Source organism: Bradyrhizobium sp. SSBR45G (assembly GCF_030159255.1).
In the GTDB taxonomy this organism is placed as follows: Bacteria; Pseudomonadota; Alphaproteobacteria; order Rhizobiales; family Xanthobacteraceae; genus Bradyrhizobium.
The window spans coordinates 1-11,205 of the sequence record NZ_BSCT01000040.1 but is presented as its reverse complement, the minus strand read 5'-3'; the positions used below and the strand labels follow the sequence as shown (position 1 = coordinate 11,205).

12 protein-coding genes are annotated in these 11,205 nt (G+C 67.2%); 9 read left to right on the top strand and 3 right to left on the bottom strand.

The genetic code is table 11. From position 1 onward, the window contains the following. The first annotated feature begins 83 nt into the window (after positions 1 to 83). The 7 genes from QQL87_RS31330 to QQL87_RS31300 all read left to right on the top strand — a co-directional run bounded on the left by QQL87_RS31330 (position 84) and on the right by QQL87_RS31300 (position 7,526). Positions 84 to 866, top strand: coding sequence for an IclR family transcriptional regulator (locus QQL87_RS31330; RefSeq protein WP_284419655.1), 783 nt, complete (start codon positions 84 to 86; stop codon positions 864 to 866). Continuing rightward, positions 866 to 1,741 (top strand): ABC transporter permease, encoded by an 876-nt coding sequence (locus QQL87_RS31325; RefSeq protein ID WP_284419654.1) that lies wholly within the window; start codon positions 866 to 868, stop codon positions 1,739 to 1,741. The genes QQL87_RS31330 and QQL87_RS31325 overlap by 1 nt, the downstream gene beginning before the upstream one ends. Before the next feature lie 8 nt (positions 1,742 to 1,749). Continuing rightward, positions 1,750 to 2,628 carry an ABC transporter permease gene (locus QQL87_RS31320; RefSeq protein ID WP_284419653.1) on the top strand — a complete coding sequence of 293 codons (879 nt, stop codon included), beginning with the start codon at positions 1,750 to 1,752 and terminating at the stop codon, positions 2,626 to 2,628. A 14-nt stretch (positions 2,629 to 2,642) separates the two neighbouring features. Next, the gene (locus QQL87_RS31315) at positions 2,643 to 3,707 is read left to right on the top strand and encodes an extracellular solute-binding protein (protein ID WP_284419651.1); all 1,065 of its coding nucleotides are present in this window, start codon (positions 2,643 to 2,645) and stop codon (positions 3,705 to 3,707) included. Continuing rightward, positions 3,704 to 4,792 carry an ABC transporter ATP-binding protein gene (locus QQL87_RS31310; protein ID WP_284419650.1) on the top strand — a complete coding sequence of 363 codons (1,089 nt, stop codon included), beginning with the start codon at positions 3,704 to 3,706 and terminating at the stop codon, positions 4,790 to 4,792. The genes QQL87_RS31315 and QQL87_RS31310 overlap by 4 nt, the downstream gene beginning before the upstream one ends. A 78-nt stretch (positions 4,793 to 4,870) precedes the next feature. Further along, positions 4,871 to 5,971 carry an S-methyl thiohydantoin desulfurase family protein gene (locus tag QQL87_RS31305; protein WP_284419649.1) on the top strand — a complete coding sequence of 367 codons (1,101 nt, stop codon included), beginning with the start codon at positions 4,871 to 4,873 and terminating at the stop codon, positions 5,969 to 5,971. 1 nt (position 5,972) lies between these two features. After that, positions 5,973 to 7,526, top strand: coding sequence for a hydantoinase/oxoprolinase N-terminal domain-containing protein (locus QQL87_RS31300; protein ID WP_284419646.1), 1,554 nt, complete (start codon positions 5,973 to 5,975; stop codon positions 7,524 to 7,526). Positions 7,527 to 7,536: 10 nt separating this feature from the next. On the opposite strand, the gene pncA is transcribed toward QQL87_RS31300, so the two are convergent. After that, positions 7,537 to 8,160 (bottom strand): bifunctional nicotinamidase/pyrazinamidase, encoded by a 624-nt coding sequence (gene pncA / locus QQL87_RS31295; RefSeq protein ID WP_284419644.1) that lies wholly within the window; start codon positions 8,158 to 8,160, stop codon positions 7,537 to 7,539. Positions 8,161 to 8,344: 184 nt separating this feature from the next. Between pncA and QQL87_RS31290 the strand changes: the two genes are divergently transcribed. Together QQL87_RS31290 and QQL87_RS31285 are read left to right on the top strand one after the other, a co-directional pair. Beyond that, complete coding sequence (locus QQL87_RS31290) at positions 8,345 to 8,659, top strand: hypothetical protein (protein ID WP_284419642.1); 315 nt, start codon at positions 8,345 to 8,347, stop codon at positions 8,657 to 8,659. Positions 8,660 to 8,697: 38 nt separating this feature from the next. Beyond that, positions 8,698 to 8,910, top strand: a complete 213-nt coding sequence (locus tag QQL87_RS31285) for a hypothetical protein (RefSeq protein ID WP_284419640.1) — start codon at positions 8,698 to 8,700, stop codon at positions 8,908 to 8,910. Here QQL87_RS31285 and QQL87_RS31280 read toward each other — a convergent pair. Together QQL87_RS31280 and amaB are read right to left on the bottom strand one after the other, a co-directional pair. Further along, entirely contained in the window at positions 8,907 to 9,110 is a 204-nt protein-coding gene (locus tag QQL87_RS31280) for a DUF3606 domain-containing protein (RefSeq protein ID WP_284419639.1), read from the bottom strand. The two genes, QQL87_RS31285 and QQL87_RS31280, sit on opposite strands and share 4 nt — an antisense overlap. A 76-nt stretch (positions 9,111 to 9,186) precedes the next feature. After that, positions 9,187 to 10,737 (bottom strand): L-piperidine-6-carboxylate dehydrogenase, encoded by a 1,551-nt coding sequence (gene amaB / locus QQL87_RS31275; protein ID WP_284419638.1) that lies wholly within the window; start codon positions 10,735 to 10,737, stop codon positions 9,187 to 9,189. Positions 10,738 to 11,205 lie beyond the last annotated feature (468 nt).

The following is an 11,205-nucleotide window of genomic DNA, read 5'->3' as shown; positions in this document are numbered from 1 at the left end:
CAGTATTTTCGCCTTGCGGCAGACACCTTGCCGCTTCTAGAATTTGGGACTACGTTCCAAAAAATGGAACAAACGGTATCATCATGAGCGCCCTGACCAACGCCATCGACATCCTGCGCTGCTTTTCGACCTCGCGACCGGACCTCTCCTTTGCCGACGTGCAGGTTCTGACCGGCAAGCCGAAGAGCTCGACCTCGCGCCTGCTCCGTTCGCTGCGCGATTGCGGCCTGCTGGAGCAGGACCCGCACACCCGCCGCTACCGCCCCGGCCTGCTCACCTTCGAGCTGGGACGGCTGCATCGCGCCCATGACGACCTGCTCGCCACGGCCGAGCGCGAGCTGCGCGACGTCTGCGCGCGCACCGGCCACACCGGCTACATCGCGGTGCTCGACGGCTATCAGCAGGTCGTGCTGCGCATCGTGCCCGGCTCGAACCCGCTACGCGTGGTCAACCCGCCCGGACAGCGCACGCCGGCGATCGTGACCTCCAACGGCCGCGCGATGCTGGCGCGCCTGTCGGATCAGGACATCCGCGCCCGCGTGCCGCTCGACTATCCCAAGGTCCCCGCCAACTCGCCGCAGAACTTCACCGAGCTGATGGCGCGGCTGAACGAGATCCGCCGCACCGGCGTCTCCGATGCCGCCGACGAGGCGATCGAGGGCGTCGGCTCGCAGGGCTTTGCGCTGGCGAGCGGCGAGAGCGGTGAGCTGATCGGCATTGCCATCTCCTATTCGGTGCAGGCGACGACCGAGCTCGAACGCGCCAATGTCCGCCGCGAGCTCGGCGCGATGGCCGGCAAGCTCCGGCGCATGACCGGCGATCCGCTGGGCCAGACCATCGAGCAGCTGACCGGACTGGCGTCCTGATGCCAGCCAGCAGTGCGCCGCGCGTCAACAGCCTTGCGCTGTTGATCCTGCCAAGCGCGCTGCTGTTCGCGCTGTTCTTCTTTCTGCCGATCGGGCTGATGGCGGTCATGAGCGTGCTGACCGGCAATCCCGTGGTCATGCCGAATGTCGGCTTCACGACCAGGCACTACGCCCGCATGGGCAACGACAGCTATTATCTCGAGGTGATCTGGACCACGATCCGGATCGGCCTCTGGACCACCCTGGCGGCGCTCGTGATCGGCTATCCCTTGGCGCATTGGATGGCGCGGATCAGGAGCCGCACCGGCCATGCGCTGCTGCTGATGGCGGTGCTCGCACCGATGCTGACCGGCATCGTCGTGCGCACCTTCGCCTGGATGACGCTGCTGTCCGACAAGGGCGTCATCAACCAGATCCTGACCTCGTTCGGGCTGATCACCAGGCCGCTGCAGCTGATGTACAACGAAACCGGCATCATCATCGGCCTCGTCCACATCTACGTGCCGTTCATGGTGCTGACCCTCACCGGGGTGATCGGCCGCATCGATGAGCGGCTGGAGCAGGCCGCGGAGAATCTCGGCGCCAGCCCGTGGCGGGCGTTCATCGAAGTGACCCTGCCGCTCAGCCTGCCCGGCATCCTCGCCGGCTCGCTGCTCGTCTTCGCGCTCGCGATCAGCGCCTATGTCACGCCGATCCTGCTCGGCGGCTTCCAGATCATGACGCTGCCGATCCTGATCTATCAGCAGATCTCGGCAAACTTCAACGTCGGCTTCGCCGCTGCGCTCGGCATGGTGCTGCTGACGATCTCGCTCTCGCTCGTCATCGCCTACAATCACGTGCTTGGCCTCGTTTCTGGCCAGCGTGGGCTGCAATGAGGACGGCCATGACGAGCCTCGCTTCCCGACCGCAGTCTCGCCTCACGGTCTCGGCCGCTCAGACAACCACGGCGGCCGTCCGCGGCAGGGCGGTACCGCGCCGATGGGGACGGAGGCTGTATCTGGCGGCGAATATCGCGATCCTCATCTTCCTGCTGGCGCCGATCGCCATCGTCATCGTGTTCGCGCTCAACCCGACACCCTTCATCCAGTTTCCCCCGGTCGGGGTGTCCCTGCGCTGGTTCGAGAAGTTCTTCGCCTCGCGCGACTTCATACATGCGCTCGGCTTCAGCCTGGAAGTTGCGGCCATGACGACGGTCGCGGCCACCGTGCTCGGCGCATCCGCAGCGCTTGCGATCGCCCGCGGCAACCTGCCGGGCTCGCGGCTGATCGTAGCCACCATGCTGTCGCCGCTGATGCTGCCGGCAATCCTCACCGGTCTTGCGCTGTTCCAATCCTACGTCCTGCTCGATGTCGGACGTCCGCTGTGGGGACTGGTGGCAGGCCACACGCTCGTGACGATTCCCTACGTGGTCAGGACGACGCTTGCCGTACTGCATAATTTCGACGTGCGGCTGGAGGAGGCCGCGCAGAATCTCGGCGCCAGTCCGATACGGACGTTCTTCGAGGTGACGCTTCCGCTGGTGAAGCCGGGCGTCATGGCCGGCGCGATCTTCGCCTTCATCGTCTCGTTCGACCAGTTTCCGGTGTCGCTGTTCCTGGTCGCGCCGGGCAGCGAGACCCTGCCGATCACGCTGTTCAACTACTTGAAATTCGATCTCGACGGCACTATCGGCGCGGCCTCCGTGGTATCGATCCTGCTCGCTTTCATCGTCGTGATCGCGCTCGACCGCATTGTCGGCCTGCGCTCCTACGTCAAACTCTAAGGGAGATTTTTGACATGACCGCCTCATCGCGTCGCTTTCCCCTGAGCCGCCGGCGCCTGCTGACGGCGGCGGCCTCGCTTGGCGCCGGCGTCATCGCCGCGCCCTACGTCGCGCGCGCCGAGGAGCCGGTGCTGAACGTCACCGGCTGGGGCGGCAAATGGGGCGACGTCATGAAGGCCGAGATCGGCCCCGCCTTCGAGACCGAGTTCAAGTGCAAGCTCAAGACCGACACGGCGCTGCCCTTCCTGCCGAAGCTGCAGGCGAGCTCTCGCTCCGCGCCGGTCTACGACGTGCTGCACACCAACTCCAACGAGCAGTGGGCGGCCGTCGAGATGGGTCTCGTCGAGCCGAAGGTCGACCCCAAGCTGGTGCCGAACATCGCCGACGTCTATCCCTACGCCGTCAGCGACAAGATCGTCGGCGTCTGCATCTTCACCAGCGCCATCGGCCTGGGCATGCGCACCGACAAGGGCTATGGCAACGTCACGTCGTGGAAGGACTATTGGGACGCGAAGTTCAACGGCGCGCGCGGCGGCTACGTCATCCCCGCCAACAGCCTGGGACAGGCGTTCGTGATGATGTGCGGCACGCTCTACGGCAAGGGACAGACCGATCTCGACGCCGCCTATGCCGCGCTGGAGAAGCTGAAGCCGATCAAGCTGGTCGACTTCACCGGCGCGATGGAGAAGCTGATCCTGTCCGGCGAGGCCGGCATCGGCATTCTGCACGATTCCGGCATCTATCGTTACGACGGGCAGAACCAGCCGGTCGACTTCGTCACGCCGAGCGAAGGCGTGCTGTCGCTGGAGCAGGTGCTCAGCATCACGCCCGGCAGCAAGGTGAAGGAGCTCGGCAACGCCTACATCAATTACATGCTGCGCCCGGATGTTCAAAAGCGCCTCGCCGAGACCGTGTGGTATTCGCCGGCCAACAAAAAGGTCAAGCTCGACGCCAAGTATGACGCGAAGCTGCTGACCACGCCGGAGAAGGTCAGCAAGCTGATCCAGGTCGACTGGAAGTGGTACAACGCGCAGAAGGACGAGATCGACAGCCGGGTCAACCGGATCTTCCGCGCATGAGTGCGGCGATCGAGATCGCCGGCGTCAGCAAGGTCTATGACGGCGACGTGCGCGCGGTCGACTCCGTCGCGATGGACATCCGGCCCGGCGAGTTCTTCTCGCTGCTCGGCCCGTCCGGCTGCGGCAAGACCACGACCCTGCGCATGATCGCGGGCTTCGACAGCCCGAGTGCCGGCGAGATCCGCCTCGACGGCGCCGACATCACCCATGTCCCTGCGCACAAGCGCGACATGGCGATGGTGTTTCAGAACTATGCGCTGTTTCCGCACCGGACCGTGGCCGAAAACGTCGCCTTCGGCCTGCGCATGCGCAAGATCGACAAGGCGACCATCGCCGCCAAGGTGAAGGCGGCGCTGGCGATGGTCGAGCTGTCCGGCCTGGAGGAGCGCCGGCCGGCGCAACTGTCCGGCGGCCAGCAGCAGCGCGTTGCGCTGGCCCGCGCCATCGTCATCTCGCCACGCGTGCTGTTGTGCGACGAGCCGCTCGGCGCGCTCGACAAGAAGCTGCGCCAGCAGATGCAGTTCGAGTTGAAGCAATTGCAGAAGACGCTCGGGCTTACCCTCGTGTTCGTGACCCACGACCAGGAGGAAGCGCTGGCGATGTCGGATCGCATCGCGGTCATGAATGCTGGTCGCGTCGAGCAGATCGGCACGCCGGTCGAGATCTACGACCAGCCGCGCACGCGCTTCGTCGCCGACTTCATCGGCGACACCAATATTTTTCGTGGCCAGCGCGTGACGATGGACCACGGCTCCGGGATCGCCGTCGGCAACGGTCTCGTGCTGGCTCTGCCGGGCACGGTGGCCGCGGCGGCTGGCGAGGTGCTGTCCGTCGCGCTGCGTCCGGAAAAAATGACGGTGTCGGCAGAAGGCCCCATCGATGCCAGGAGCAAGGGCATGTCGGCGCGGGGTACGGTGGAGAGCACCAACTTCCTCGGCGGCGCCGTGCTGTACCGTATCGTTCTGGACGGCGGCCAGCGTGTTCTGGCACAGCAGCCGAATTCCGGTGCCGGTCCGCTCCACGCGCCCGGACAGACCATTACGCTCGGCTGGCGTCCGGCCGATCTCGTCATTCTCGAGGATTGATCTTGTGAACGTCATCATTTCATCCGCGCAGCCGCATTGCGCGTCGTCTTCGCGGACCATCCTCGAAGAGTTGCTGTCGTGAGCGCGGCCGACATGAAGACGTTCGGCATCGACGACATCGAGGCGCTCGCGGTCGGCGCCTGGATCCTCGGCACCGGCGGCGGCGGCAGCCCGTATCTCGGCCTGCTCAATCTGCGCCGGCTTTATGCTGAGGGCTATCGCGTGCAGATGATGTCGCCGCTTGATCTCGCCGACGACGACTGGGTCGCGGTGGTCTCCAATATGGGCGCGCCGCTGGTCGGCCAGGAGCGGCTCGCGGACAGCCGCAGCATCGCGCGCGCGGTGCGCATGCAGGAAGAGATCAACGGCATCACCTTCCGCGCCGTGATGTCGGTCGAGATCGGCGGCGGCAACGGCATGCAGGCGCTGATGGCGGCGGCGCATCTCGATATTCCCGTCGTCGACGCTGACTGCATGGGCCGCGCCTTTCCCGAGGCGCAGATGACGTCGGTCGCGATCGGCGATCTCCAGCCTTATCCCTGCACGCTGTATGATCCGCGCGGCATCGAGGCTGTCGTGACCAAGGTGCCCTCCTGGAAGTGGATGGAGCGCGCCAGCCGCAAGATCTGCGTCGAGATGGGCTCGATTGCCTCGACCAGCAAGGCGCCGCGGACCGGGCGCGAGGTCAAGGACTGGGGCATCCATTTCACCACCACCAAGGCGATCGCGATCGGCCGTGCGGTCGAGGCCGCCAACAGGAGCCACCAGGATCCGATCGCCGCGATTCTCGAATGCGAGGGCGGCAAGCATCTCTTCACCGGCAAGATCGTCGACGTCGAGCGCCGCACCACCGAGGGGTTTCTGCGCGGCAGCGCCGTGATCGAGGGTAGCGACGACGATCGCGGCACGCAGCTCAAGCTGTCGTTCCAGAACGAATGGATCGTGGCCTGGCGCGATGGCGAGGCGATCGCGATGTCGCCGGACCTGATCTGCGTCCTCGACAGCGTCAACGGCCATGGCATCGGCACCGAGACCGTGCGCTACGGCCAGCGCGTGACGGTGATCGCCCTGCCCGCACCTGCCGTTTTGACCAGCCCGCGCGGCCTCGACTTCGTCGGCCCCCGCGCCTTCGGCTACGACCTCGATTTCCGGTCGCTGTTTGCGACCCCTGGAGCATAGAATGAAGCGGATTGGCATTGACGTCGGTGGCACCAACACCGACGCCGTCCTGATTGCCGACGACAAGGTCGTCCACTCCGTCAAAAGCGCCACCACCGCCGACGTCACCTCGGGCATTCTCGCCGCACTCAAGGCGCTGCGATCGAATCCCGCAGCGGCCGTACCGGTCGATGCAGTCGTCATCGGCACCACGCATTTCATCAATGCGGTGGTGCAGCGGCGGCACCTGCAGAAGATCGGCGCCGTCAGGATCGGCATGCCGGCTTCCGCCTCGCTGCCGCCGTTCTGCGACTGGCCGGCCGACCTCGCCGCGCTGGTCAGCGGCGAGATATTCATGCTCGAAGGCGGCCACGACTATGACGGCCGCCCGTTCATGCCGCTCGATACCGACGGCGTGAAGGCGGCCGCGCGCGCGATCAAGACCAAGGGCCTGCGCGCGGTCGCGGTCGCCTCGTCGTTCTCGCCCCTCGATCCGGCTCACGAAAACACCGCGCGCGAGATCTTCGCGGAGATCTGCCCCGAGGTCGCGGTCACGCTGTCGCACGACCTCGGCCGCATCGGCCTGCTGGAGCGCGAGAATGCCGCGCTGCTCAACGCCGCGCTCCACGACCTCGCCGTCACCACGGTCGCCGCCTTCCGCAAGGCGATCGCCGACTCCGGCATCGACGCGCCGCTGTTCCTGACCCAGAACGACGGCACCGTGATGCAGGCGGAGATCGCGACCGCCTTCCCGGTCATGAGCTTCGCCTCCGGCGCCACCAATTCCATGCGCGGCGCTGCGTATCTGTCGGGCCTCGACGACGCCATGGTGGTCGATGTCGGCGGCACCACCAGCGACATCGGCCAGCTGCGCCACGGCTTTCCGCGCGAAGCCAACGCCGTGGTCGAGGTCGGCGGCGTCCGCACGCTGTTCCGGATGCCCGATTTGCTGTCGATCGGGCTCGGCGGCGGCAGCCATGTCGCGCAGGACCCGGCGCGCGTCGGCCCGGTCAGCGTCGGATATCGCCTGACCTCCGACGCCCTCGTGTTCGGCGGCGACCAGCTCACCGCCACCGACATCGCCGTCGCCGCCGGGCTGATCGACATCGGCGACCGATCGCGCGTCGCGCATCTGCCGAAGCGCCTGATCGACGCCGCGCTCGCCGACGCCCACCGCCAGCTCGAGGGCGACATCGACCGCATGAAGACAGCGGCCGGCGACGTGCCGCTGCTCGCTGTCGGCGGCGGCGCCTTCCTGGTGCCGGAGCGGCTCGCCGGCATCTCCGAGATCGTGCGCGTGCCACACGGCGACTGCGCCAATGCGGTCGGCGCGGCCATCGCCCAGGTGTCCGGCGAGGCCGACCAGGTGTTCCGCGACATGACCCGCGACGAGGCCATCGCCGCCGCCCGCGGCATCGCCGAGGCGCGCGCCGTGCAGGCCGGCGCGGCTCCCGATACGCTCAAGACGGTCGACGTCGAGGACATGCCCATCGCCTACCTCCCCGGCAACGCGCTGCGCGTCCGCGTCCGCGTCGCCGGCGCCATCGCCGCGCCTGACATCGGCGCGGCGGCGTAGTCCGTCCGCATCACGCCAGCTCGGCGATCCGCTCCACGCCCGCCTCGGCACCTTGCGCCCTGGCGGCCGCCATCGAGCCGCCGAGATCGATGCCGCGGCAGGCGCTGTCGATCACGATCGCCGCGAAGCCGAGCCGGCGCGCGTCGACCGCCGAATAGTGCACGCAGAAATCGGTCGCGAGCCCGACCAGGAAGACCCGCTTCAAGCAGCGCTCGCGCAGATAGCCGGCGAGTCCCGTGGGCGTGGTCTTGTCGTTCTCGAAGAAGGCCGAATAGGAATCGATCGCCGCGCGAAAACCCTTGCGGATGATCATTTGCGCCTTGTCGGTCGAAAGATCAGCATGAAAGGCCGCGCCCTTCGTGCCCTGGATGCAGTGATCCGGCCACAAGGTCTGCGGCCCGTACGGCATGGTCACGCTCTCGAACGGCGCCTTTCCCGGATGGCTGGAGGCAAACGAGCTATGTCCCGCCGGATGCCAGTCCTGGGTCAGCACGATGTGATCGAACAGCCCGCTCAGCCGGTTGATGACCGGCACCACGGCATCGCCCTCGGCGACCGCCAGCCGGCCGCCGGGACAGAAATCGTTCTGCACATCGATGACGAGCAGCACATCCTCATTGGTCTTGATCTGCATCCTTTAAGTCCCATTCGCATTGGCCGCATTGCACCCAGGATGGCCGCAGCGCGGCGTGATCTCAAGCCGGAGGCAGGGAGTTTCTGCTCTCGGCCAGCCCCTCCATTTGCGAATCCCTGCCCTGCAGAGCCGGCCTGGAAACCTGGCCGCCATCGTGGATTCTTGGGTGAGGAGAGATTCGCCGATGCCCAGGACCGTCCGAGGCCGCCCTACGACGCCCAGCCTCGAACGCTGGGCGACCGCGATCCTGCGCGAGGCCGGCGCGATCGTCGAATGTGAGCAGCACGGCTGGATGCTGGACAGGGGCGATCCGCACGCGCTGGCCCGGGCGCTTTGCGCTGCGTGCGACGATCCACCACGCGGCATCCGCAGCTCGGAGGCGACCGCGGCGATCGAGGACGTCATCGCCGCGATCGGCGACACCTGCCCGGACTGCTCGCGGCCAAGCGAAGCGGAAGACGGAGCACGATTCAAATATGTGATTCCGCACGTGCCATAGTTCGGCCTAGACTGAGGCGTCGACCGGGAGACGTCGCCGTGCTGAAGAGTCCCGTCCAGTGGCTGCCGCGCAAACCCTGCTCGACCTGCGGCCGGCCGACGGTGGTGCGAAACGGCCCGCACGAGGCCAAGACGGAACGCCGTGCGCCGCTCTGTCCGATCTGCGATGGCCCCGACCCGCTGCACTCGCCCAAGGCGCTCGGCTGGGCCAGGGGATCGCTGCGGCCGCCACAGCGGCCGCAGAAACGTTAGCGCGCGAGCTTGCGGTCGACCTTCTTGCGGCCGTTGCCGACCTTCTTGATCGCCTTCTTCACCGCCTGGGCCGAGCGGCCGCTCTTCTTGGCTTCGTAGCGGACTTCGTAGTCCTGTCCGCCGGCGACACGGGCGCGATCCTGTTTGCGTCCGCGCGCCGACTTTGCGGTCGAGGTCTTTGTCTTCGTTTTGGCTGCCATGGTGCATCTCCTTGTCAGCGCGCAACGCCTGAATCGGCAAAGCAGTTCCGCTGGCGCAGACAATCCACCGCATCGGTCAGCCGATATCGAACTTGACGCCCTGCGCCAGCGGCAGGCTGCGTCCGTAGTTCACGGTGTTGGTGGCGCGGCGCATATAGGCCTTCCACGAATCCGAGCCGGACTCGCGGCCGCCGCCGGTCTCCTTCTCGCCGCCGAACGCGCCGCCGATCTCCGCGCCTGACGGGCCGATATTGACGTTGGCGATACCGCAATCCGAACCGCACGACGACAAGAACAATTCCGCCTCGCGCAGATCGTTGGTGAAGATCGAGGACGACAGCCCCTGCGGCACGGCATTGTGCAGCTCGATCGCCGCATCGAGGTCGCGATACGGCATCACGTAGAGGATCGGCGCAAAGGTCTCGCGTTCGACCGGTCCGGCCTGCGCGGCGATCTCGACCAGCGCCGGACGCACGTAATAGGCGTCGTCGAAGCCGCCGACCGCGACGCGCTCGCCGCCGAACACGCGGCCGCCGTGATCCCGCGCCGCGCTCAGCGCATCCTGCATGGCCTCATAGGCCGCCCGATCGACCAGCGGACCGATCAACGTGCCCGGCTGCAGCGGGTTGCCGATCGCGACCGAGGCATAGGCCTGCTTCAGGCGCGGCACCAGCTGCTCATGGACGTCGGCATGCACGAACAGCCGGCGCAGGCTGGTGCAGCGCTGGCCGGCGGTGCCCATCGCCGCGAACGCCACCGCGCGCAAGGTGAGATCGAGATCGGCGGTCGGCGTGACGATCGCGGCATTGTTGCCGCCGAGCTCGAGGATGGCGCGGGCAAAGCGGCCGGCGAGGCAGGCGCCGACGACACGCCCCATCGCGGTCGAGCCGGTCGCCGACACCAGCGGCACCCTGGCATCATCCACCAGCATCTCGCCGACCGCGCGTCCGCCGAGCAGCAGGCCGGTGAGCCCATCCGGCGCAGCGCCGCCCTCGCTGCGATAGCGGGCGAGCGCGCGCGCCAGCAGCGCGTCGGCCGCCAGCGCCGTCAGCGGGGTCTTCTCCGACGGCTTCCAGACGACGCTGTTGCCGCACACCAGCGCGACCGCCGCGTTCCAGGCCCACACCGCCACCGGAAAATTGAAGGCCGAGATCACGCCGGTGACGCCGAGGGGATGCCAGGTCTCCATCATGCGGTGATCGGCGCGCTCGGTGGCGATGGTCAGGCCATAGAGCTGGCGCGACAGGCCGACCGCGAAGTCGCAGATGTCGATCATCTCCTGGACCTCGCCGAGGCCCTCGGAGATGATCTTGCCGGCCTCGATCGACACCAGCCGGCCGAGCGCCGCCTTGTGGGCGCGCAGCTCCTCGCCGAACAGCCGCACCAGCTCGCCGCGCTTCGGCGCCGGCACCAGGCGCCACTGCAGGAACGCCCCGTGGGCGCGGGCAATCACATCAGTCGCATGCGCCCTGGTGTCGTCATGCACCTCTGCCAGTGCCTCGCCCGTGACCGGCGAGCGTGCGGTGCGCGCGCCGCCGCGCAGCCGGCCCGGCGCGACGCCCAGCGAGGTCAGAATGTTGGTCGCTTCCGCGGCAAGGGTGAGGGACTGTGCTTGGCTGGCGGACATGAAGAACTCCGGATGTGTCTTGACGTATCCTGGGCGCCGGTGCGCGAGACGTCGTGGATGACCGATCGTGAACGCTTCCCGTGTAGATCAAATTCTGCTGCGGCGCGAGCGCCCGACCCTGTGCAATCGGCCACTTGGCAGCTGTCGCAGGGCCATTGGCAGCGGGCGCGCCGGGCCTCCGCGGAAAAGTGCCTGATTGGCAAAGTGCCTCCCCTGCAACGTTGTTCGGCTGGTCGTTCCTGCTGATGTCTTGGCCGGTCCCTGGGTCCATCATCCGGAGCCTGCCGCCGTTTACTCGCGCCGTTTCGACTGCACCGGCTCCGCGTTGCCGCACGCAGCAGCGTTGCCAAGCGCAACAGCGCGATCCCGCGACGCCGATGCGCCCGGGCTGCTGATGTCAATGGACCCTCTGAAAACACGAGGGCGCAGGGAATGCCGGGCGCTGGCCGCAACCCATGGCCCGCCTGC

What these genes read in the sequence shown, in the direction of transcription:
- QQL87_RS31310 (WP_284419650.1), top strand. Translation starts at nt 3,704, where the DNA reads ATGAGTGCGGCGATCGAGATCGCCGGCGTCAGCAAGGTCTATGACGGC.
- QQL87_RS31320 (WP_284419653.1), top strand. Translation starts at nt 1,750, where the DNA reads ATGACGAGCCTCGCTTCCCGACCGCAGTCTCGCCTCACGGTCTCGGCC.
- pncA (WP_284419644.1), bottom strand. Translation starts at nt 8,160, where the DNA reads ATGCAGATCAAGACCAATGAGGATGTGCTGCTCGTCATCGATGTGCAG.
- QQL87_RS31315 (WP_284419651.1), top strand. Translation starts at nt 2,643, where the DNA reads ATGACCGCCTCATCGCGTCGCTTTCCCCTGAGCCGCCGGCGCCTGCTG.
- QQL87_RS31325 (WP_284419654.1), top strand. Translation starts at nt 866, where the DNA reads ATGCCAGCCAGCAGTGCGCCGCGCGTCAACAGCCTTGCGCTGTTGATC.
- QQL87_RS31290 (WP_284419642.1), top strand. Translation starts at nt 8,345, where the DNA reads ATGCCCAGGACCGTCCGAGGCCGCCCTACGACGCCCAGCCTCGAACGC.
- amaB (WP_284419638.1), bottom strand. Translation starts at nt 10,737, where the DNA reads ATGTCCGCCAGCCAAGCACAGTCCCTCACCCTTGCCGCGGAAGCGACC.
- QQL87_RS31280 (WP_284419639.1), bottom strand. Translation starts at nt 9,110, where the DNA reads ATGGCAGCCAAAACGAAGACAAAGACCTCGACCGCAAAGTCGGCGCGC.
- QQL87_RS31300 (WP_284419646.1), top strand. Translation starts at nt 5,973, where the DNA reads ATGAAGCGGATTGGCATTGACGTCGGTGGCACCAACACCGACGCCGTC.
- QQL87_RS31330 (WP_284419655.1), top strand. Translation starts at nt 84, where the DNA reads ATGAGCGCCCTGACCAACGCCATCGACATCCTGCGCTGCTTTTCGACC.